The organism is Candidatus Nitrosocosmicus sp. T (assembly GCF_054408485.1).
Map to the genome: position 1 here is coordinate 2,110,316 of NZ_CP166992.1, position 20,778 is coordinate 2,131,093.

26 protein-coding genes and 1 tRNA gene are annotated in these 20,778 nt (G+C 34.6%); 11 read left to right on the plus strand and 16 right to left on the minus strand.

Annotation, left to right across the window (positions count from 1 at the left end):
* Positions 1-465 precede the first annotated feature (465 nt).
* Positions 466-1,512, plus strand: coding sequence for a type II glyceraldehyde-3-phosphate dehydrogenase (locus AB0A59_RS10645; protein WP_458743666.1), 1,047 nt, complete (start codon positions 466-468; stop codon positions 1,510-1,512).
* Between the two features lie 108 nt (positions 1,513-1,620).
* Here the strand turns inward: AB0A59_RS10645 and AB0A59_RS10650 are convergent, their stop codons facing one another.
* Positions 1,621-3,138 (minus strand): 4-hydroxyphenylacetate 3-hydroxylase family protein, encoded by a 1,518-nt coding sequence (locus tag AB0A59_RS10650; RefSeq protein WP_458743668.1) that lies wholly within the window; start codon positions 3,136-3,138, stop codon positions 1,621-1,623.
* 161 nt (positions 3,139-3,299) lie between these two features.
* Between AB0A59_RS10650 and AB0A59_RS10655 the strand changes: the two genes are divergently transcribed.
* From AB0A59_RS10655 to AB0A59_RS10665, 3 genes are read left to right on the plus strand one after another with little or no spacing between them, the layout of a single operon-like run.
* Positions 3,300-3,647 (plus strand): hypothetical protein, encoded by a 348-nt coding sequence (locus AB0A59_RS10655; RefSeq protein ID WP_458743669.1) that lies wholly within the window; start codon positions 3,300-3,302, stop codon positions 3,645-3,647.
* Between the two features lie 59 nt (positions 3,648-3,706).
* A complete protein-coding gene (locus tag AB0A59_RS10660; protein WP_458743671.1) occupies positions 3,707-4,126 on the plus strand; it encodes a hypothetical protein in 420 nt (139 codons plus the stop codon).
* Between the two features lies 1 nt (position 4,127).
* Positions 4,128-4,424 (plus strand): hypothetical protein, encoded by a 297-nt coding sequence (locus AB0A59_RS10665; RefSeq protein WP_458743673.1) that lies wholly within the window; start codon positions 4,128-4,130, stop codon positions 4,422-4,424.
* A gap of 21 nt (positions 4,425-4,445) precedes the next feature.
* On the opposite strand, the gene AB0A59_RS10670 is transcribed toward AB0A59_RS10665, so the two are convergent.
* On the minus strand, positions 4,446-5,252 hold the full coding sequence (locus AB0A59_RS10670) for an S-methyl-5'-thioadenosine phosphorylase (RefSeq protein WP_458743675.1): 807 nt from the start codon (positions 5,250-5,252) through the stop codon (positions 4,446-4,448).
* Positions 5,252-5,785, minus strand: a complete 534-nt coding sequence (locus AB0A59_RS10675) for an adenine phosphoribosyltransferase (protein WP_458743677.1) — start codon at positions 5,783-5,785, stop codon at positions 5,252-5,254. Before AB0A59_RS10675 ends, AB0A59_RS10670 begins: the two co-directional genes overlap by 1 nt.
* 99 nt (positions 5,786-5,884) lie before the next feature.
* Between AB0A59_RS10675 and AB0A59_RS10680 the strand changes: the two genes are divergently transcribed.
* Positions 5,885-6,487 carry an RlmE family RNA methyltransferase gene (locus tag AB0A59_RS10680; RefSeq protein ID WP_458743678.1) on the plus strand — a complete coding sequence of 201 codons (603 nt, stop codon included), beginning with the start codon at positions 5,885-5,887 and terminating at the stop codon, positions 6,485-6,487.
* A gap of 11 nt (positions 6,488-6,498) precedes the next feature.
* Here the strand turns inward: AB0A59_RS10680 and trpD are convergent, their stop codons facing one another.
* Genes trpD through AB0A59_RS10695 form a run of 3 tightly spaced genes read right to left on the minus strand, consistent with a single transcriptional unit; the run spans position 6,499 to position 9,230 of the window.
* Positions 6,499-7,677, minus strand: coding sequence for an anthranilate phosphoribosyltransferase (gene trpD / locus AB0A59_RS10685; RefSeq protein WP_458743680.1), 1,179 nt, complete (start codon positions 7,675-7,677; stop codon positions 6,499-6,501).
* The gene (locus AB0A59_RS10690; RefSeq protein ID WP_458743682.1) at positions 7,674-8,264 is read right to left on the minus strand and encodes an anthranilate synthase component II; all 591 of its coding nucleotides are present in this window, start codon (positions 8,262-8,264) and stop codon (positions 7,674-7,676) included. Before AB0A59_RS10690 ends, trpD begins: the two co-directional genes overlap by 4 nt.
* A gap of 57 nt (positions 8,265-8,321) precedes the next feature.
* Positions 8,322-9,230 carry a PfkB family carbohydrate kinase gene (locus tag AB0A59_RS10695; RefSeq protein ID WP_458743684.1) on the minus strand — a complete coding sequence of 303 codons (909 nt, stop codon included), beginning with the start codon at positions 9,228-9,230 and terminating at the stop codon, positions 8,322-8,324.
* A gap of 57 nt (positions 9,231-9,287) precedes the next feature.
* Between AB0A59_RS10695 and AB0A59_RS10700 the strand changes: the two genes are divergently transcribed.
* A complete protein-coding gene (locus AB0A59_RS10700; RefSeq protein ID WP_458743685.1) occupies positions 9,288-9,857 on the plus strand; it encodes a UbiX family flavin prenyltransferase in 570 nt (189 codons plus the stop codon).
* A gap of 141 nt (positions 9,858-9,998) precedes the next feature.
* Here the strand turns inward: AB0A59_RS10700 and AB0A59_RS10705 are convergent, their stop codons facing one another.
* The 4 genes from AB0A59_RS10705 to AB0A59_RS10720 all read right to left on the minus strand — a co-directional run bounded on the left by AB0A59_RS10705 (position 9,999) and on the right by AB0A59_RS10720 (position 11,975).
* On the minus strand, positions 9,999-10,577 hold the full coding sequence (locus AB0A59_RS10705; RefSeq protein WP_458743687.1) for a KH domain-containing protein: 579 nt from the start codon (positions 10,575-10,577) through the stop codon (positions 9,999-10,001).
* A 48-nt stretch (positions 10,578-10,625) separates the two neighbouring features.
* A complete protein-coding gene (locus tag AB0A59_RS10710; RefSeq protein WP_458743688.1) occupies positions 10,626-10,880 on the minus strand; it encodes a MoaD/ThiS family protein in 255 nt (84 codons plus the stop codon).
* A 2-nt stretch (positions 10,881-10,882) separates the two neighbouring features.
* A complete protein-coding gene (locus AB0A59_RS10715; RefSeq protein ID WP_458743690.1) occupies positions 10,883-11,122 on the minus strand; it encodes a 30S ribosomal protein S17e in 240 nt (79 codons plus the stop codon).
* Positions 11,123-11,201: 79 nt separating this feature from the next.
* Complete coding sequence (locus AB0A59_RS10720; protein WP_458743692.1) at positions 11,202-11,975, minus strand: TatD family hydrolase; 774 nt, start codon at positions 11,973-11,975, stop codon at positions 11,202-11,204.
* Between the two features lie 190 nt (positions 11,976-12,165).
* On the opposite strand from AB0A59_RS10720, the gene AB0A59_RS10725 reads away from it, so the two are divergent.
* Entirely contained in the window at positions 12,166-12,462 is a 297-nt protein-coding gene (locus tag AB0A59_RS10725) for a histone family protein (RefSeq protein WP_458743693.1), read from the plus strand.
* Positions 12,463-12,587: 125 nt separating this feature from the next.
* Positions 12,588-12,675, plus strand: a tRNA-Cys gene (locus AB0A59_RS10730).
* 11 nt (positions 12,676-12,686) lie between these two features.
* Here AB0A59_RS10730 and AB0A59_RS10735 read toward each other — a convergent pair.
* The 4 genes from AB0A59_RS10735 to AB0A59_RS10750 all read right to left on the minus strand — a co-directional run bounded on the left by AB0A59_RS10735 (position 12,687) and on the right by AB0A59_RS10750 (position 16,201).
* Positions 12,687-13,286: a DUF309 domain-containing protein gene (locus AB0A59_RS10735; RefSeq protein WP_458743695.1), complete on the minus strand. Its 600-nt coding sequence runs from the start codon at positions 13,284-13,286 to the stop codon at positions 12,687-12,689.
* Between the two features lie 311 nt (positions 13,287-13,597).
* Positions 13,598-14,515, minus strand: coding sequence for a succinate--CoA ligase subunit alpha (gene sucD / locus AB0A59_RS10740; RefSeq protein ID WP_458743696.1), 918 nt, complete (start codon positions 14,513-14,515; stop codon positions 13,598-13,600).
* A gap of 15 nt (positions 14,516-14,530) precedes the next feature.
* Complete coding sequence (locus AB0A59_RS10745) at positions 14,531-15,640, minus strand: succinate--CoA ligase subunit beta (protein ID WP_458743698.1); 1,110 nt, start codon at positions 15,638-15,640, stop codon at positions 14,531-14,533.
* A gap of 63 nt (positions 15,641-15,703) precedes the next feature.
* A complete protein-coding gene (locus AB0A59_RS10750) occupies positions 15,704-16,201 on the minus strand; it encodes a hypothetical protein (protein ID WP_458743700.1) in 498 nt (165 codons plus the stop codon).
* A gap of 106 nt (positions 16,202-16,307) precedes the next feature.
* Here AB0A59_RS10750 and AB0A59_RS10755 point away from each other — a divergent pair, with 106 nt between their 5' ends.
* On the plus strand, positions 16,308-16,628 hold the full coding sequence (locus AB0A59_RS10755; RefSeq protein ID WP_458743702.1) for a DUF424 domain-containing protein: 321 nt from the start codon (positions 16,308-16,310) through the stop codon (positions 16,626-16,628).
* A gap of 18 nt (positions 16,629-16,646) precedes the next feature.
* Here the strand turns inward: AB0A59_RS10755 and AB0A59_RS10760 are convergent, their stop codons facing one another.
* Positions 16,647-17,435 carry an orotidine 5'-phosphate decarboxylase / HUMPS family protein gene (locus tag AB0A59_RS10760; protein ID WP_458743703.1) on the minus strand — a complete coding sequence of 263 codons (789 nt, stop codon included), beginning with the start codon at positions 17,433-17,435 and terminating at the stop codon, positions 16,647-16,649.
* A gap of 1 nt (position 17,436) precedes the next feature.
* On the minus strand, positions 17,437-18,147 hold the full coding sequence (locus AB0A59_RS10765) for a hypothetical protein (protein WP_458743705.1): 711 nt from the start codon (positions 18,145-18,147) through the stop codon (positions 17,437-17,439).
* Between the two features lie 331 nt (positions 18,148-18,478).
* Here AB0A59_RS10765 and AB0A59_RS10770 point away from each other — a divergent pair, with 331 nt between their 5' ends.
* Positions 18,479-19,138: a hypothetical protein gene (locus AB0A59_RS10770; protein WP_458743707.1), complete on the plus strand. Its 660-nt coding sequence runs from the start codon at positions 18,479-18,481 to the stop codon at positions 19,136-19,138.
* On the plus strand, positions 19,138-20,673 hold the full coding sequence (gene guaA / locus AB0A59_RS10775; RefSeq protein ID WP_458743709.1) for a glutamine-hydrolyzing GMP synthase: 1,536 nt from the start codon (positions 19,138-19,140) through the stop codon (positions 20,671-20,673). The genes AB0A59_RS10770 and guaA overlap by 1 nt, the downstream gene beginning before the upstream one ends.
* Positions 20,674-20,778: the final 105 nt, after the last annotated feature.

Consider the following 20,778-nt stretch of genomic DNA (forward strand, 5'->3'; position numbering starts at 1 on the left):
TCTTGCAACTGACTTTATTATAACTTTGGCTTTATTTAGCGTGGATCAAGTTCTAGCTTTTAGTCGAAGATCATATTATTTTACCAATCAATATCCGTATAATTGATTACAGTTTTCTAAGTTGTAATAAAATCTCTCTGATATTCCTGCTTTGTTTTTGTTTAGATCAAGTGTTATCAACCTTCTGGTTTATAATAGGTGGCTATAGTCAACACTTTGCAGAGTAGGCAGCATGCAATAAGTATGATCGAACGCTGTTACAATCAAAGATCGTAAACTTTCGAATTAAAAAAGAATAAGTATAATGGATTAGTTATGATAATATTTTGTTGAAACTAATTAGCCCGCTTTGAATATAAGCAGATTTTATTAATTGTAGCAAGGTAGTTTGGCAGGAGATGAAATTTAGGTTAATATAACGACCATTAAAAATATATTAAATATTGTGAAAGTTACAAACCAAGAGTGTATCAAGTTTTTATTAATGGTTATGGCATAATTGGAAGCCGGTTGGCAACCGCCCTGGCAAGGGATAAATCTATTAATCTTATAGGCATAGCAAAATATTCTGTCGACGAGAAAACACAAGAAGCAATAAACAAGGGATACAAGGTTTTTGTACCTCGCAAATTAATTAAGGAATTTAGAAACAAAAATTACGAAATTTCAGGAAGTATAGAGGATGCAATAACACAATCCGATTTGGTTATTGATGCTTCTACAGAAGGGAACGGAATTAAAAATAAGAGAAAATATTATCATCCTCTTAAGAAGAAGGCGATTTTTCAAGGTGGTGAGGATAGGTATGGAAGAAATTCCGTCGCAGACATTATCCACAATTCAAGAGTTAATTATGATAAGACTTTAGAAAAAGATTCTGTGATTCAGGGTAGTTGCAATGTTACTGGAATGGGCAAAATAATTCAACCGTTGATTGAGAATTACAGGCAGTCAATCAAAAGATTTGACGTAGTTTTAGTGAGGAGATGGGCGGATCTTGAAGATAAGAAAGAAGTGAAGGATTCAATAGAATGGGATAAAAATCCACATCACCAGGACGACTTGAAAGATTTCATACCTTCTGCCAATTTGTATGTCGATGCCTTAAAGGTCCCATCCAGAATGATGCATCTTCATCAAATGACAATCAGGTTCGATGGTAGACCACCATCTAAGGATGCTATCTTAGATACATTCAAAAATGAATTTGGAGTTGCTATTTTGAACAATGCAAAGGGCACCGGAGATATAAGAAAGAAGGCGGTAGAACTTAGATTTGATCATGGAGATACATCGATGGTTCACATTCATAGCGAATTATTAAAGATTCAGGAGGATACTTTGAAAATTTCTTATTCAGATGACCAAACGGGAATGGTAATACCGGAAAACTACATGTTGATACAATCGATGTTATTAAAAAGATCCCGAGCAGAAGCGTTAAAACAAGCTGATAAGATATTTAGTATGAAAAAGAAAAAGAAATCATTGGAATCGGAATTTCAGAACTAATCTATAGGAACAACCTAAATTGAATAGAGAACAATATAATTTCGGAAAAAATCTTTCTTTTAATAATACAATATAGAAAATAAAGAGGATTTAATCCCGAGCTTCAGGTTATTTTTTTGTTCCAAATATTCTATCAAAATAATCCGACGATTCTACTAATGAGGGAGTTGATATAGTGGCTTCGCCCTCTGGTACTTTGGCCAATTTTCTTGCCAAATTCTTTTTGTATTCTAGCTGCATCTGTCTAGCAATTTGGATACGTTGAGCCTGTGGCGACCCTGCCCCATGCATGGATTCGGTCAAGTAGCCAACGGCATTTCTACCTAAAGTCATATTTTCAATTAACCGAAGTATACGAACTCTATCTTCTGTTGATACACCCTTTCGTCCTTTCAGATATTTATCAAGCAATGGACCGGTAATAGGCCCTCGAAAGTCCTTTTCAGAAGGCATCGTGACCATAAGCCCTCCAGCAATGTCCTGGGCTAGTCTTCCTATTTCGTATGGAAAGCGGGTAACATTGTGCTTACACACATTCGCGAGCATATCATCATTGATGAAATTTCCAGATTCAGTTTTGTATGCCTGATGTGAGGATGCAATACCAGCTGCAAAAATCGTCTCATTCAAATGAGTCATCTCAATTAATTTGTCTTTAATGTGGGAGGCGTTTGAAATTCCATTGTATTCAGCGATAGCCGCAGATGCACCAATCAATACATCTCCTAATCCGGTTTTGCAAACATAACTTCGCCTATGATAGCACGTAAACCTTTCAACTAACATTGAAGCAAACTCCACTTCTCCTTCCATAAAGATCAATTCATTTGGAATAAACACATTATCAAATATTATTAATGCCTCTTGTCCAGAAAACTGAGAATTGCCTGCATCCAATTCACCATCTTCCATGCTTCTGGTATCGCACGATTGTCTCCCGTAGATGTATGTAATACCTTTTGCATCTACAGGTATAGCACCAACAATTGCATAATCCTTGTCTTCAGGTCTCATACGCATGGTTGGCATCACTATTAACCAATGTGAATTAATGCACCCTGTCTGATGAGCTTTAGCTCCTTTGATGTAAACACCTTTGTCGTCTTTCTTGATAACATGTACAAACATATCGGGGTCTTCTTGTTGAGAAGGAGATAAACTTCGGTCCCCTTTTACATCGGTCATTGTCCCTCCAATCACATGATTTTCGTATTGAATCTTTTTGATAAATTCAACTAATCTCGAATGATATGGTGTTTGATATTTTTTATCAATTTCAAAGGTTGTAGAATACAATGAGTTTAAGGCATCCATTCCCACACAGCGTTGAAAACAAGTTCCAGTTTGTTGTCCAAGCTTTCTTTGCATACGGTTTTGATTCACCAAATCTTGGGAACTTTCTGCGATATGCAAGAATCTATTAACCTTTAATCCTGTCAATGAAGAGGTTGCAGAACCTATTTCAGGATCTTCTACTGCGATATCATATGTAGCAGCCACAGCATTAATTGAGGGTCTAATCATAGGATGATCAACCGGTTCCTTAACTAGATCTCCAAAAAGATAAACCTGCAAATTTCTATTTCTCAAGCTTTCGATATACTCAGACCCATTTTGAATAGGCATATATTAAATTGAACGAGATAATATTTGAATATTTGTATATTTGGGCATCGTCCCTTAGAGATATGAACAACATTAATGGACGTGGGCATTAACAGACCAGACCCATTTACAAGGCACCATTAAAGGATAACTTATTTTTAATATCTACTAACAACACAATTATGAATCTTATAAACCAAATCAAGATCTTACTAATGGAAGAACTTCAAATAAATGATTTGGAGACCGATATTTTTTTAGCCCTGATGAAGTCAGAAAAAACAACTTCTTTTGGATTCCAAGAGAACTTGAACCTCGGACCTGATCAGATTATCGAAATTGCCAAGAGCTTAGAAAGTAAAGGAATGGTTATTGAAATTAATAAAAACGAATTTCGAGCATTGCATCCACGGTTTGCAATAGTAAATAGATATAGAAGAATTTGTCAAGAAAATAACATGGTGTTTAAAAAGAACACAAAGATCGATAACCTTGGAATAATGCTAGAAAACTATCAAAATCGAGTATAATAGAGATTGATACTGTGGAAGGCCTAAATAAGGGAAAACGATTAACTTAGTAATTTAGAATGCAATCTTCAACTTCTTCAAACAATAAAGACAAAATTGCCTATTTTGGTGTAATAAATATTAATGAAAATGGGAGAAATATCGGGGCAGTAGATATCTGGAGAAGTCTTATATCAAAGAAATTTTTTTGTGAAGAAAAAAGATTAGGAATTCTTGATATCACTGATAAGATAGGCATGCCCGAAATTAAGGACGAAGAAATTTGGGCCGTGGCCATAAATAAATCTAGAAAGGGAAAAGATCGATGGAAATTGATAAGTGTTGTTAAAGATGGTAAAACAGAGTTTTTGGATACCGATGATGAAACTAAAATAATTGTAGACACATCAAATTTTAAGATCGTTGATAAAGAATGGTGGAGTTTTTTGGTTTCAGAAAATGTAAACAAGAGTATCGAAATCGCTGAAGAATTGAAATAATATGATAAATGAATTTCCAGAAGAATATAACAATCTAGATATAGATGTTAGCATAAAGCATGTAGTAGAAGGGGCTTTGGCTAGTAAGCTATCGGGCCATTTTCTGATTTATAATAACAAGTTCAGTTTTAATGCAGTAGCTTTTGGTCGTATTGGAGGACACAATATTAGCGTCAAAATTAGTAGAACCACTAGTGACAAAATTAGAAAATTGAATTTGGATCCTGAAATTGTGATATTGATAGTTCAGAGGAAAATTATTGAAGGAGATATTACCATTCAAACGAAAAGACTATAATTTTTTCTCATTGTTAAAATTTTATAACACTGCGTCCTTTAAAGCATTTCCACATGAACAATTGTTTTGTTCCTCAGGGATCATAGGTATTACCGTCTCTAGAATCCTCCTGGTGGTTTCAACATTCTTCTCTAAGGTTTCTATGATTTCTCGTGATGACACAGGCTGATCAGCCCAAACATCATAATCGGTAATTGTAGAAACAGAAAGATAACAAATCTCACATTCTCTCGCCAAAATGCATTCTGGAACTAGAGTCATGCCGATGATATCAGCCTGAAATACATCTCTGTATATCTTCGATTCTGCCCGTGTAGAAAACCTTGGACCCTCGATACATACGTATGTTCCTTTAGTATGAACATGGATACTTAACTCATTAATACAATTACTAATAATATTCCTCATGTCTCCACAGAAAGGATCGGCTACAGAAATATGGCACACTTTTGGTCCATTATAAAATGTATATTCTCTTTTTTTTGTTAAATCAAGAAACTGATCAGGAAGCATGACATCTCCAGGCTTTATTTTATAATCCAAACTACCTACCGCAGAAGGTGCTATAATTCTTTTAACACCCAATTCTTTTAGTGCCCAAATGTTGGCCCGATAATTTATCATGTGTGGAGGAATCCGGTGCCCTTTTCCATGCCTAGGAAGAAAAGCTATTCGCTGATTATCAAATTTTCCTATAATAATGGCATCTGAAGTGGGGCCATATGGAGTATGAGGATTAATTGATTGCTCTATCTTAAATAAATTAGGATTATAAATTCCTGTACCACCTATTATCGCTATTCCTATTGGTTTATCAATAGCCACCATTAGTAAACCACCATTGAATGAACACGATATCCTCTTTCTTTTAATAGTTTTCCTCCATCCAAAGCCGATAATTCTATTACAAACGCAAATCCCGCTACTTGGCCTCCTAGGTCCTCAACTAACGTGGCTGCGGCTAAGGCAGTACCGCCAGTAGCAAGTAAGTCATCGGCGATCAAAATCCTGTCACCCTTCCTCAATGAATCGGATTGCAATTCCATTATGGCTGTACCGTATTCAATCCCGTAAGCTTGTTTTATTGTGGTTCCAGGGAGTTTGCCAGCTTTTCTTATCATAATTATCCCTTTATTAAATTTCAAACCCAATAATGTAGATAAAATAAACCCGCGTGCTTCTATGCCCGCAATATAATCAACGTCAGCTTTGTCGAAGTGGTTATAAAAATGATTTCCAAGGATGTTTAAGGATTTACCATCTCTAAATACAGGATTGATATCCTTGAACAAGATTCCTTGCTTAGGAAAGTCAGGATAATTTTTTATTAAATTTTGAACGTATCGAATATCCGGATGCATAAAATTTTTTTAGATTTATACCTATAAAAAACATTACTAGAAGTATTCAAGAAACAAATATTATAAATGCTAACCAGCCTATATATGAGAATGATATAATTGAAACTTGCCGATGCAAGGAGAGATCCCTATAGGAAGCTTGCAAAAGAAAACAGCTATAGGAGTCGCGCCGTTTACAAGCTTTCACAATTAAATAAATCACATCATCTTTTAAAACAAGGGATGAAAATAGTGGACATAGGGGCAGCTCCAGGAGGTTGGTTACAATTTGCATCCAAAATAGCCGGAAGTAGGGGAAGGGTCATTGGGATAGACGTGAAAGAAATTGAACCGATTTCAAACGTTATAGTAATTAATGGAAATGTAGAGGACGAACAAATGGTAACATTATTATCAAAGTATTTGGAGGGCAAGGCCGACATAGTCTTGTCAGATTTAGCACCTAATGTATCAGGATTGTGGGAGATGGATCACTTAAAACAGATTGACCTAACAATGAAGGCTGTAGAGATTACTAAGAAAATCCTAAAAGTAAAGGGGAACGCATTATACAAAGTATTTCAAGGAGAAGCAACACCGGAATTTATCGCCTATGTAAAAAGTATATTTTCCGTAGTTCATATAACCAAGCCTGACGCAAGTAGGAAACAAAGCAGTGAGGTATATTTATTGTGTAAGCAATTTAATCCACCAGCAGATTGAAAACACTACTGTTAATTTTTACGCCGGATATTTAAGATTTTTTGAGCTTGTTCCAACTTTGAAACATCTCCACCATTCTTTACAATAGTTTCTAATAGTTTTTGTGGGCGTCCTGCATTTAGAGATTCTCTTGCAATCGATATGGCATCGCTTAAAGATTTTATGTCCCCTCCAACCATTAAGGCAGCAGCACTGTTAAGTAAAACAATATTTTCCTTCGATTTATTGGATTGTATTCCATATATTATGCGTAAACTTTCGTTTATTGATTCCATTCTATCCCTTACTGTTATTTCTTCGATCGTGGATTTAGGCAAACCCAATGAAGCTGGATCTAATAATTCATTTCGGACGCTATACCTGCCATCCTGGAAAGTAATATGAATTATAGTGTTTCTGTTAGTGGTAGATAGTTCATCCATCCCATCATGGGATCGAACAATCATCGCGTGCTGCAAACCAAGATTAGGTATTATTCTAGGAATAATGGTTAACAAAGAGGGATCGGCAACTCCTATCACTTGACCGTACAGATTTCTGCAGGGGTTACACAAAGGTCCGACTTTATTAAATATTGTACGGATTCCTAGCTCCTTCCTCACCTGAGAAACATGCCTTAATCCTGGATGAAATTTAGGAGCATAAAGGAAACCAAAGCCGTAATTTTCTATCGATTTTTCGATAGAAGTGACAGTGCCGTCATCTAATCGATAACCTACATATTCGAACAAATCTGCACTACCACTGAGACTTGATGACGATTTATTACCATGTTTTGCTATGGCTATTTTTTTACAAGAACTAGCAATCACGGCTGAAGTGGTGCTTATATTGAAAGTGTTTAAAAAATCTCCTCCGGTTCCACAATTATCTATAATCGGGAGATCAGACATGGGGTTTATTGGAATCGAATATGCTCTGATAATTTCAATCACGGCCTTTAATTCTTCTATGTCCTCTCCCTTTAATGCTAATGACATTAAAAAAGCTGAAACAAATACATCAGAACAATGACCATTCATGATATTAGTCATTACTGTCCTAATCTCCTTGTAATTTAATCTCTGTCCGGTCGAGAGTTTCTTAAGATAAATTTGGTTTTGAGAGTATGTATCATCTATGTTATAGTTATTGTGATTACAATCAGTTTTATCTATACATGAATCTATATTTTTATTTTTTGAGGTCATTTCTTTACCATTCGGATAAAATTAGAGAGAATTTTTTTACCTTCAACAGTTAATATCGACTCAGGATGAAACTGTATCCCCTCTATCAGAAATTTTTCGTGACAGGCACTCATTATTTCTCGGTCGTCTAATGAAATGGAAGTAATTTTCAAACATTTTGGGAAATTAGCTCTATCTGCAATTAGTGAGTGATAGCGTGTTGCTATAAACGGGTTTTTAACCCCTTCAAATAGATCAGTATTGTCGTTGAATTGGATTTCACTGGTCTTGCCATGCTTTATGTTATTTGCTCTTTTTACCGTGCCACCAAAGGCGTTCACAATGCCTTGATGCCCCAGGCAAATCCCTAGAATTGGAACAGACGGTCCCAATTTAGTTATTACATCTGTACAAATTCCAAAATCCTTTTTGTATTTGGGGTGTCCTGGACCCGGCGATATAATAATTGCGTCAGGATTTATTTTAGATATACCCTTAATGGTAATCTGATTATTCCGTTTCACTATAGGATCAGTACTTAATAAACCCATGATCTGAACAATGTTATAAACAAAAGAATCATAATTATCAATGATAAGGACTTTCATTTAACTAGTGGTCACAATATATTATCCAAAAGTCAATAATAATACTTTCTAAAAAGGCTAAACATGTAATATCTTTTTGTATTTGTCATACCTTTCCATTATATTTTGCCTCGTTAATCGAATTAATCCATCTATTCCAAACTCTTCAATTGCAAAAGTGCCCATAATACTTCCCATAAGAATTGATTCTTTGAATAATGCCAAGTCATCAAATAAACGATTTTTAGATTTTGATATTAAGTATCCCATGAATCCACCAGCAAATGAATCTCCAGCTCCTGTAGGATCGGTAACACTTTCTAATGGGTATCCAGGTATTGGAACAACCGAGTTATCAATAAAGAGTAGCACTCCATGTTCGCCCTTTTTAATAATTGCAAAATTTGGTCCATAGGATAATAGCTGTTTTCCACATTTAATAAGGTTAGAGTTATTACAAAGCAATCTTGCCTCTTGGTCATTTATTACAACTCCATTAGTTTTCTCGATCATAGATATAACAGAATTCTTTTTATTAAGAATCCAGTATTCTATTGTATCGCAAACAATTAATTCAGGGCTGTCAAAACTGTCAATTATTTTTATATTTTGTTCTGGATCGTTATTTGCTAGATAAATAAATTTTGAGCTTTTATATTCTGTTGGAACAATCGGTTCAAAATTTTCAATTACATTAAGTTCCGTTATATTAGTCGTCCTATGAGATAGGTCAAAATCGAATGTAGAATCATAAAAGAATGTTTTTTTGTCATTGAATTGTTTCAAGCCCTTTATATCCATCTTATTGCCCAACTGAGTATAATATCTATCTGGAAAATCATTACCAATTGCACCTATTAAAGAGACAGGTACGAAAAAGGATGCAGCCATCGATGCATAAGTTGCAGCTCCTCCCAATATACGCTCTTTGGTCTCAAAAGGAGTTCGAGTAGTGTCTAAAGCAATCGACCCAAAAACTGTAAGCATTAGGAAGAGTACTATGGTATTAAATATAAAACATTGGAAACACAATAAATAAAGAATATGGGAGAAAATCCAAGGATAGTTGTAGGCATTACTGGAAGTTCCGGTGTAATTTACGGCATTGCACTTTTGAGGGCACTAGAGAAATTTGAGATCGAAACCCATTTAGTATTGAGCAAGTGGGCAGAGAAAAATATAGAGATCGAAACAGAGGAAAACATTAATGAGATTAAAAATATTGCGAATTATGTATACGACGAAAATAATATGGCGGCTTCTATATCAAGTGGATCATTTAGAACCGACGGGATGACAATTATTCCTTGTAGTATGAAAACCCTTTCTAGTATTGCCAACGGGTACGACGATAACCTCATTTCTCGAGCAGCGTCCGTTACTATTAAGGAAAATCGCAGGCTTGTTATAGTTCCCAGAGAAACCCCTCTTTCTAAAATCCATATATCAAATATGTTAAAGTTAGCAGAAATTGGAGTGGTAATATTACCGGCAATGCCAGGATTTTACCATAAACCAAAATCAATTGACGATCTAATTTCACATATCATTGGAAAAACACTTGATCAATTCGGAATAAACAATGATATGTTTACCAGATGGGATAAAAATTGAAACCGGACCCCTGCATCATTTATTGCAAAGGATACACTATGCGAAAAAGTATCTATAGAATAGGAATTAGCAAAATAAGTAATTCATGGTCCGTGTAAAATGACAGTGCATACTTGAGTGTTTGTCTGATCTATAGGATATTCAGTTAACTTTTTCCCATAAATCCAGTTTTTCTAATTTTTTCTTCCTGTTATGTTCTTCAAGCATATGATAAACTGATTTGTGGGAGCTGCCCTTACATATCATTAAAATTGCATTTAAAGCCAGAGACGTTTCGTCATAAGTACCAATGAATCCTACAAAATGTCCATAGATCGATATATCAGCACCAGAGAAATCTTCTAAATTCTTTCTAAATTTACCACTCTGTCCAATAAGTCTAGATTTGATCCGGTCTAGAGAATTCAATGATTTTCCAGAGTACTCTCGCAGATCTATAAGCTGTAGCAGAGAATCATCAGATAACAACCTATAGGCCCTCTCAGGAGAGAAGCCTTTTGAGATCGCCATTACTATTTCGGATGCTTTGAATATTCCGCTATTTGTTAATGATGATTCGTTTTTTAATCGGATCGTTACATCTCCAGTTTCGCCGTCTACATCTAGAATAATATTACATTTTGATTCTATTTCAGATTTGACAGAACCCTTTTTCCCAACTATTACCCCTATACGATCTTTGGATACTTTGATTACTTTAAAAATATTGTCAAAACTCACTATATCATAGTAAACACTAAACTGTAATATATTTTAAAAAAGTTAAAGTCATCCACCATGTACAACTGACAGAATTGTAACAGTATCTCCGGATGAAATTCTTGCTCCCCTTCCACCCAGCACAGAGGACTCTACGCCATTAATGGCTATCATTATTTCGCTCTGTTTTATCTTATTTTCTAAATTATAATCCCTCTCCAACAATGCAAGGATTTCATTAATGCTAGAATCAGTGATATTGATATTTACAGTAGAAAATCCAGCTATCTTCCGTATCCCACCGAGTAGAGCAACGGTTATCAATCTTATTCTGCAATTTCTTCGCGAGATTCAGGATTTTCTTCCGAATATGATATGGAAGCATTCTGTTGAGCGAGATTTCTATTTATAGTCTTAGTAATGTAGCCTGCTATTTTGTTTCGTAATTCTTTTGAACGAACAATAGCAAAATTCTTTATAGTTTCTTTATTTTCGTTATAATCACTAGTAAATTTATCAGGATAACGTTCCAACAATTCGTTGGCCATTTTTTTGACTCTATCCACATGATTAGAAAAAAAACAAGGGTATTTTATCTTTTATCTTAATTAGATTCCTCCTATGGGTGAAAAGAGGATAGATATGCTAATTCAGAAATCGTGTAGAATTCTCATAAAGTATTTGAGATAAATCATCAAACGATTTTTTTAACAAAATAGAAGCAAAATAAGCTACGCTAATCACCAATGCAGGAGAAGTAAGGACACCGTCAAAACAATGCTTGTATTTGACCGGACCATCAGTTTCTACCAAAATTAGGTTAATATCAGCCTCGGTTAACAATGCTTGCTTGTCACTGGAGTACAGGAGATATGGACCGAAAGAAACGAAATAGCCTTTATCGTTTATTCTTTTTAGATTGCTTTTGTTCCCATCATACCAATGAAATACCGCACCCCTAATTTTATATGAAGGCAGAATCTCTAGAATTTCGTTGACTGATCTTCTAGAATGAAGAGACACCGGCTTGTTATTCTTTTCTGCTATATTTAGCATTTCTTCGAGAACATTTTTCTGTCTTTCGATAGTATTGTCCGGATCCAACTTGGTATATGTAGGATCAAGCCCAATTTCACCTATTCCATCAATAGAATCAATCTTGGATTGGAAAAGAGCTTCAAAGGATCGCAGGTCAGGATTAACCGCTGCAAACTGTGGGTGTATACCTACAAAAACCCTAAAAAGTTCAGAATTTTTAAAAAACCTCTCTTTAAATAATATTGCCTCTACAGAGGAATAAAAGTTTTCAGACACGCAGATTGATTGAACATTAGCCTCGCGGATATAGTTAAAAATCATATTATGATAATTCTGATAATGTATATCTGACAAATGAATGTGCGAGTCAACGTAATGCAAATTAAGTGATCATTGTTAGATTCAACTAATTAATTATTAGTTGTGGTATATGATGGTACTAGCAAGAGATTAACCTACCCAATAAATTATCTGGCCTTCAATAGGGTCTTAAGAATCAGTCAAGATAGATTAAATTCTGATTCTAAAATTATTCTGATCAAAATCCATAAGGGTGGATTTAATAAGAAGAATGAACACTTTAATTGAATCAATTTTACAAAGGCTTTTAATAAATAAAACATTAAATCTAATGGAACAAATGGCATTAAACTCAGAATCGGAAATAGCTCTGGCTTCCATTCACAGAATAATAAAAAAATATGGGGCAGAAAGGGTCAGTGACAGTGCAGCTGAAGAATTAAGAAATATACTTGAAGCGTTAGGAGAGAATATTGCTAAACAAGCCGTACAGTTGGCCAATCATGCTCACAGGAAAACAATAAAATCCGAAGATATAACACTCGCATCAAAAAATTTTATAGGGTAACAATGTAGTATCAAGATCATAAGCAATTTTGATGTTATTGAAATATTAGATATACAAGCTAGCAGAGATACAAAAAATATTACCAAAGAAATATAAGTTTTCAATCGATGATAAAACAAACAGTTGGTGGGGTGGCAGAGCGGTCATGCGTTCGCCTGCAGATTCTAAGATGTAGATAGCGAATATATAAGGGTTCGAATCCCTTCCCCACCTCTTAAACAAAATTATTTCATATGTATTTTGATGGTAAATACATTTTTGGTGAGTATTATTTTGTTAATATCCTTTATTAAATATTTCATATTTATATCATAAAAATATCTTGAATAGTCTTTGAATTTCTCTAAGGAGCGATTGAGGATAGAGAAAAAAATATCATTCTCCCCTTTTTGGAAGTGTACATATGCTGCATCTACCAGAATTAAACCATTTAAAAGACTTTTTGTTTGTCCTTTTGCATCTTTCCACACGCTCTCAAGTACTTCATGAGATTTCCAATATCTTTCCATATTAAATAAAAATATAGAGGACATCACGGCATCTTCATTGGATAGAATATTTGATTGCTCATTCAATTCTTCTAGACGGATCAAAGACCCTATAGTATTAATGGGCCCAAAAAAATCATGATCATCTGCGCTCAGTGAGAACATGTGCCCGGTAATAACATCCAACTCGATAAAATAGCTTGAAATCCTGATATCCCTAACTTCTGCAAGATTATAGTCTTGAAGCAATGAACGCAGTGAGCGTAAAATACTATTAGAGCGTGTGGGCAAATAGTTATTCCTATTGTCTAGGTAAACAAGATATCTTTTTTTCATGTAAATAGTTTGTATTTAGCCTATTATACTAAATGAGGCTTCTCATTTTAGAGCCAAAAGAGTTAGGAATGGATTTTATGATATCAATAAACCGATTCAGACGAGGGTCTTAAACCTCTTTTTTTTGATATGAAACCACAGTTACCACATTTATACACTCTTTTTCTTTTGTAGGTATAGATAACATCTATTTCTTCTATCCAATCATGCATAGTTTTTAACATACAGTTTGTACAAAATCTTTTTTCCAAGTGGATTTATCATTTATATTTGAAGTTAGGCAAATAAAAAGAGATTTCAAAATCATACAATTAATTTCTTAATTTTGATCTTAATAACAACGGGACTTCTCTAGGGCTTTTTGCAACTGGAACATCCGCCTTAGCATAGTTATTTATTTTTGAATCGGCTGATCCGTAATTTCCATAGACTATAGCTCCAGCATGACCCATTCGTTTTTCTTTCGGCGCAGATCTTCCCGCTATGTAGGCGACTACGGGTTTTGAGAAATTAGTTTTTAAAATATAGTCAGCCAATTGCTCTTCTGCATCACCACCTATTTCACCAACCACAACCACTGAATCAACATCTTCCCTGTTCCTAATTAACTCAAAGGAGTCGATAAGATTAGTTCCATTAATTGGATCGCCCCCAATTCCCAGTCCCAAACGCTGTCCAAATCCGGAGTTAGATAGATGAAACGAAACTTCATACATTAAGGTCCCACTTCTTGAAAAGACAACCGTATTACCCTTCGTGAAAGGTTGAGCAGGCATAATTCCAACTTTCATTATATCTGGGATAATCACTCCAGGAGTATTCGGTCCAATCATTCTTGCTCCTTTTTTCTTGGCATATTCGTAGACTTTAATTGAATCTATAATTGGTACATGTTCAGGTATTGCTACTATTAGTTTAATTCCACTATCTAGAGCTTCTTTGGCGGCTTCATAGAAGAATGGAGCAGGTACGAATATTCCAGATATTACTGATCCTGATTCTTGTACCGCCTCCCCCATAGTATTGAAAACAGGAACATCTTCGAATTTAGAACCTCCTTTGCCGGGTGTAACACCTGCAGCAATATTTGTTCCGTAGGATCGCATCAGTCTTGTGTGTGTTGATCCAAAGCTGCCTGTGATTCCTTGAATAACTACTGGTTTCTTTTCATAGTCATCATCAGTTTCATTCCCTAATAGAATTCTAAAAATATCAAATTGTGTGTTCAAATTGTCCCACTCGGTTTATTTGTTATTTATCCTTAGGACTACAGCATTTATTGCTTCCTCTACAGTGTTAAATAGGCGTGCATTACTTCCTGTAAGCAATTCCTTTGCCTTTTCGGATTGCGCCCCTGAGATTCTAGCAAATACTGGCACTGTCAATATGTTATTCTTATATGCTTCCAGAATTCCCATTGCTACAAGGTCTGTCCGCACAATTCCTCCATATAAATTCACAAGGATTGCTTTTATCTTTGGAATCCTACTTATGACTTTAAGAGCTTCGTAAATAGTTTCACTTGTGGCTCTTCCTCCAAAATCAAGGAAAGCTCCGGCTTCACCATTCGCGTCAGTGACCATATCTAAAGTTGACATTACTAAACCAGCACCATTCCCTATAATTGCAATGTTACCTTCCAATTCAACAAATGAGAATCCATTTTTAGAGGCCTGTTTTTCCAAATCGCTTAAGTATAAATATTTTTGCAAATCTTCATGTCTAAAGAGAGCGTTATCGTCTATGATCACTTTAGCGTCTAATGCAAGTAAAGAGTCATTAGAGATAATAGCAAGAGGATTTATTTCGGCAAGTTCAGCCTCCTTTTCTATAACTACTTTAAAGAGATTCAGCAATAAATTGACAAAACTCTCTTTGGATTTGTTTGGGATATTTAGGTTCGATGCGATAGTATTCGCTAACTCCTCAGACATGCCGTCAATAGAAATATCTTGGATTATTTTATTATCAGTTTGTTCAATGTCGATACCTCCTTCCGATGAAGCAATTATCGAGAAGCAGCGTTTGCTCCTATTTAAGAAGATAGACAAATAGATTTCTTTAACAATATCAACCATTTTCTCTAGTAGGACACCTCTCGGCAATTCGCCTTTAACTTCTTTCTTCAATAATTCATTAAACTTTGTTTCCAATTCAGAAGGATCTTTGCATTTTTGAATTGCTCCTGCTTTGCCTCGACCTCCAACGGTTAGTTGAGATTTCAACACAAACGGATAACCTAATTTCTGAGCTGCAATTCTGGCATCTTCCAAGTTTTCAGCGAGAATAGAAGAGGGTATTTCTATACTAAATTGATTAAATAGCTCTTTTCCTTGATATTCAAGAAGTCGCATCTTTATGAAGTTTTTAAAATGCTCTTTATAAATAATCCTTTTTTTATTTTATTTAAGCAATACCTAAATATTTCCTAAATTTTTCAAATCCTGGCTTACATTAAGCGAATTGAGTGTAATATTCTTGACGTCTAATAAATATAAGGAATAGGCTTTTAGATTACTCATTAGTTCCACGTAATTTGGCATTAAAGATTGATTTGGTTGTCCGTTTAGTAGGGTCTGCATTAATTCATTATTTTGAATGATCGAGACATCAATGACATCATTAATGTATGTCTGGTTGATATCATTTACATTAGCATCATGTATTTGATTTTGGACCTCGTTTTGCAATAACAAGAATTGACTATTGACCGATGTTAAGGTATCGTTTGGATCCAAAAATGAAATGGTCATGTTACTTATTTCCCCATTTTGTAGATTTTCGGATGGTAGGAACCATACAATGAAACTAGCACCTATAATTCCTACTACTAAAATACTGGTTAAGATGATTCCTTTTTTATTAATTTTTTTGATATTATTAATATTATCATTTTCTTTCTTGTCTGCACTCAATGAATTTTTTTTGACGATACTATAATTATTACTTTATGTTTAGAGAGGACTAGGGATAGAAATATACTTATAAATATATTATCTCAATAGAAGAGAAAGATTCTTTATGAATCATGACAATAAATACGCACTAAGAAGAATAAAGTATCAAGGAACATATATGATTAACATTTGTGATCTTGATTTAGCGGGTAAAGAAATTAACAAAGGCGATTTTACGATAAATATATCAAAAGAATATTTCCAAGATGAAGAGATTAATGAAGAAGAAGCTGCAAGATTACTAAAATCCTCCTCAATGTTAAATTTAGTCGGGAAAAATATTGTTGCCCTTGCCCTAGGATTAAAGCTTGCAAAAGGAAAGAGCGTAAAGGTAATAGATGATGTTCCCTTCTTGATGGTATTTAGTTTTTTAGGAAATTATTAAATTGCAAAAGGTTGTATATTAGTGATTATAAAACTCATGATCTTTTATTAGATCATAAATGTTCTTAATTTCATCTAATGGTGAATCAGAATTGATTATAGCTCTGCCTATGATTAAATATGTCGAACCAGCTTGAAGTGCTTTACTAATATCTCCTCCCTGGGTGATAATACCTGGGGAGTAAATAGGGATGCTACCATTACCTTCGGATGTTAACTCTTTTAGTATATCTAATCTATTCCCTCCAACCACCACACCATCTACACCCACAGATTTAGAGTTCTCGTAAAATATGCGATAAACAGGCTTTGAATTTTTCCACTTGCCACGACCGTTCTGAATCGACAAGGAGCCGCCATAGCCTTCGATGGCACCAGCATGGCTCATGTATACAAGAGAAATTACCCCAAAATTCAATGAATGAGCGTAATCAACCGTAGATTGAAGATTAATTTTTCCAATAAATGGATTTACAATAACAGAATCGAATCCCAAAGAAGAAAGATATTTAATGGTGACTTGATTGGTATCAAAAATATCATTTAGTTTAAGATCAGCTATGATTTGCAGATTATAGTCATGAGCAATTTTTGTAATTTTTCTTAGCTCATTTTTAGATAATGGCAGTATTACATGGAAATTTAGCTTGATAGCACAAACATAGTCATGTAACTGGCTAATAATATGACATACATAGTCGAGTAAGTTTTCTATTCTGTATGTTGGATCAACCGCCAAAACGATATTGCTGCCTTTTTCGCTTTTGATTGCACTAATTCTGTCTGCGAAGGAATCGGGAGGGTCCATTCTAAAATTTGACTAGGGGGTGAACATCTTCCAATTGTATGATCTTTAGATATATAAAACCATGTTCATCGATATGATTGGAGAAAGAAGGAGCCGTTGATTTTTGCATACTAAATTTCATGAAACACTTTTGGATTTCTTGCTCTAATACGACGTAATAAAAGTAACTTGTATCTGATGAGTCGGTCAAGTTTAAATGTAATCCCAAAACGTATTTCATATCGACTTCGGTATCTGGGAGATCCAAATCCTTTGATCCTCTTTTTGGGAAAAGAAATAATGGTAATGTAGATTCCTCATAGATGGTATGGTATGCAACTAATTTAGATAAACTAAAAAGATCCCGTAAACCAATGCCAGTGTACTTGGTCGTTGTACTTATCTTTGCGGGTTTAAGGAACGACTGAGGTGGTATAGATATTTTGATAATAGGAGAGTACAATGCAGAAGTATCCTTAATAGAATTAACCAACACAGCTTCCTCATTATTGTTGTTGACTTTATACGAAAGATATTGATTTTCACCTGACTGTATGTTATCAACATAATATGTGATTGAGTGTCCATTTAGAGTATCTGATTGAGCAGCAAAGATATCCGTATTTTGATAATTATATTCATAAATAGGAATTGGAATTCTCTCCAATGAGCAAACTAATCTAGCAAAATCATTCAATGATTTTAATTTTATATAAATTGGCGATTTTAGCAATTTGAAACGAACTTAAGATCAAGGTAAAATTATCCATATATAATTTTAATACAATAAAGTATATTAAACTGAAAGGCAGAAAAATATGACTAGTATTCTAAATGTAGGCTTACACAAGATACTCGTAATATTTGGTTAGCATATTCTTAGACAAATTTTCTATAGTCATAAATCAGATTAGTTCTAAAAGTAGCTAAAGCAAGAAAAATTATTAGTTATTACAATTTGCATTTGCTTAATACATGAGAATGCACAGGTTATATTATAGAGGAATTTTCCTATCTAAACGACAATAAATAACATTTAATATCGAAAAAAATCACATCATTTTATGCTAGGTTACTCTGATGACGATATCAAAAATGCAGCAGAGATAAGAGAATGGTTAACTAAACAAATTTTAGAAAAACAGGATGAAATAGAGAAAATAAAAATAACTCTCTCATTAATTGATTCTGTTTTAAAACAAGGAAGTTTCAAAACTGCAGCCAATCTTAATTTATCAAAAAATTTCTTACCCAACGAGCAAAAAATTGAAGTGAATTCAATGAAGAAAACCGCTAATCACTATTATAAAAGACAGAGAGGGGATGAAGAGCAAAGTGAATCAAGAGAGCAAGTAGTCGAAGAGACGCGTCTAATTAAAAGATTAAAGGATAATACACCCGTTGCCCGTGTTCATGTGACATCCGAAGAAGTGACAATTATTCCCGAGGATAATATTAAAATTAGCATAGAAACACCACCTTTTAGGTCCTTTTTTTTAAACAGGATATTACAAGGAATGAAAAACAAGGACCTGGATAAAAACAAACAAGGGCAATTGTCAGAATCGGATATAATCATTTATGATATCACTACCGAAGATGAAAATAAGGATATCCTCAAGAAAATAAAGATCAAGAATTATAGAGATAAGGAAAGAATCAATGAAATTTTCAATACTGCTGCTTGGGTATTGACAAGAATGTTAGACAAAGTGGACAAATAATGGACAAAATAGTTGTAATGGATTTTGGATCACAGTATAGTCACTTAATCTGTAGGAGAATAAGAGAATTAAACGTCTACTGTGAATTAGTTCCTTTTAATACGCCAGCCAAAAAAATCAAAGATCTAAAGCCTAAAGGTATAATATTTTCAGGTGGTCCTGCTAGTGTTTACAGTAAAAACTCACCCAAGCCCGATGATGAAATATTTGAACTAGGTGTTCCTATTTTGGGTATTTGTTATGGACATCAGATCATTGTTGATCACTTCAATGGCAAAATAAAGAGAGTCCCAAACAGAGAATATGGGAATGCATTGTTGACAATAACGAACAAAACTAATTTATTCAAAAATATAGATTCAGATGGCCTTAGATGTTGGATGAGTCACAGTGATGCAGCAGAAATAATCCCTAAAGGGTTTGAAGTCATAGGTAAAACTAATAGTTCTTTTTCGGCGGCAATAGGGAATAATGACAAAAAGATTTTCGGATTACAGTTTCATCCAGAAGTAGCTCATACTGAGAAGGGGGGTAAAGTATTATTCAATTTTGCCAATGAGATTAGCGAAGCAAATCCTGAATGGAGTATGTCGAACTTTATTGAAACAAGTATTAACGATATACAAATGCATGTTAAAAATGAAAGAGTCCTATGCGCTGTCAGTGGAGGTATTGACTCTACGACTTGTGCTATCCTCATACACAAGGCAATCAAGGATAATTTGACTTGCGTTTTTGTAGATAACGGTTTACTGAGAGAGAACGAAAGAGAGGTTGTAGCAGATATATTCAAAGGAAAATTAAGAATACCTCTTAGAATAATAGATGCTAAAGAAAGATTTTTGAAAAGTCTTGAGGGATTAACAGATCCGGAACAAAAAAGAAAAAAGGTAGGTGAGGAATTTGCAAGAGTATTTACAGAATTTGCCGAAAAAGATGGACCATTTCAGTGGTTAGCTCAGGGAACCTTATACCCGGATGTCATAGAGAGCGGAGTATCCGGTGGTCCCGCTACAGTAATAAAAACACATCATAACGTAGGTGGACTCCCAGAGTGGCTCCATTTAAAGATTCTAGAACCTTTGAGATACTTGTATAAGGACGAAGTACGAAATGTGGCGAAAATAATGGGTGTACCGCCCGACTTGCTTACCAGACACCCGTTTCCAGGACCGGGACTGGCCGTTAGAATTGTCGGTGAAACAACTCGAGAGAAGTTAAATGTGGTCAGAAAAGCAAGCGAGATAGTAGAAGAAGTACTAGTTGAAGATGATTTGTACAATAAGGTGTGGCAAGCATTCGCGATAGTGGGAGATGATAAGGCGGTCGGAATTTTGGGGGACGAAAGGATTTTTGGTCATATTGTTTCCATTAGAATCGTTGAATCTGTTGATGCGATGACAGCTGACTGGGCAAGACTACCATATTCCACTCTAGAAAAAATTAGTTCTAAGATAACTAACGAAATTGAAAATGTAACGTGGGTAACATATGCAATATCAAGCAAACCACCTTCCACCATTGAACCGCAGTAACCAGAAATGGTGCGAGAAATTTGATTTAACATAAGTTGCATATTTAGTATGATACTATAGTTCAGTCGTTTCCTAAAGAAATAGACTGTCTTAATTTAGAGAGTA

Excerpts from the sequence above, each read along its gene's own strand:
- AB0A59_RS10650 (WP_458743668.1), bottom strand. The coding sequence starts at position 3,138 with ATGCCTATTCAAAATGGGTCTGAGTATATCGAAAGCTTGAGAAATAGA.
- AB0A59_RS10655 (WP_458743669.1), top strand. The coding sequence starts at position 3,300 with ATGAATCTTATAAACCAAATCAAGATCTTACTAATGGAAGAACTTCAA.
- AB0A59_RS10660 (WP_458743671.1), top strand. The coding sequence starts at position 3,707 with ATGCAATCTTCAACTTCTTCAAACAATAAAGACAAAATTGCCTATTTT.
- AB0A59_RS10665 (WP_458743673.1), top strand. The coding sequence starts at position 4,128 with ATGATAAATGAATTTCCAGAAGAATATAACAATCTAGATATAGATGTT.
- AB0A59_RS10670 (WP_458743675.1), bottom strand. The coding sequence starts at position 5,252 with ATGGTGGCTATTGATAAACCAATAGGAATAGCGATAATAGGTGGTACA.
- AB0A59_RS10675 (WP_458743677.1), bottom strand. The coding sequence starts at position 5,785 with ATGCATCCGGATATTCGATACGTTCAAAATTTAATAAAAAATTATCCT.
- trpD (WP_458743680.1), bottom strand. The coding sequence starts at position 7,677 with ATGACCTCAAAAAATAAAAATATAGATTCATGTATAGATAAAACTGAT.
- AB0A59_RS10690 (WP_458743682.1), bottom strand. The coding sequence starts at position 8,264 with ATGAAAGTCCTTATCATTGATAATTATGATTCTTTTGTTTATAACATT.
- AB0A59_RS10695 (WP_458743684.1), bottom strand. The coding sequence starts at position 9,230 with ATGCTTACAGTTTTTGGGTCGATTGCTTTAGACACTACTCGAACTCCT.
- AB0A59_RS10700 (WP_458743685.1), top strand. The coding sequence starts at position 9,288 with ATGGGAGAAAATCCAAGGATAGTTGTAGGCATTACTGGAAGTTCCGGT.
- AB0A59_RS10725 (WP_458743693.1), top strand. The coding sequence starts at position 12,166 with ATGAACACTTTAATTGAATCAATTTTACAAAGGCTTTTAATAAATAAA.
- AB0A59_RS10735 (WP_458743695.1), bottom strand. The coding sequence starts at position 13,286 with ATGAAAAAAAGATATCTTGTTTACCTAGACAATAGGAATAACTATTTG.
- AB0A59_RS10745 (WP_458743698.1), bottom strand. The coding sequence starts at position 15,640 with ATGCGACTTCTTGAATATCAAGGAAAAGAGCTATTTAATCAATTTAGT.
- AB0A59_RS10755 (WP_458743702.1), top strand. The coding sequence starts at position 16,308 with ATGAATCATGACAATAAATACGCACTAAGAAGAATAAAGTATCAAGGA.
- AB0A59_RS10760 (WP_458743703.1), bottom strand. The coding sequence starts at position 17,435 with ATGGACCCTCCCGATTCCTTCGCAGACAGAATTAGTGCAATCAAAAGC.
- AB0A59_RS10770 (WP_458743707.1), top strand. The coding sequence starts at position 18,479 with ATGCTAGGTTACTCTGATGACGATATCAAAAATGCAGCAGAGATAAGA.
- guaA (WP_458743709.1), top strand. The coding sequence starts at position 19,138 with ATGGACAAAATAGTTGTAATGGATTTTGGATCACAGTATAGTCACTTA.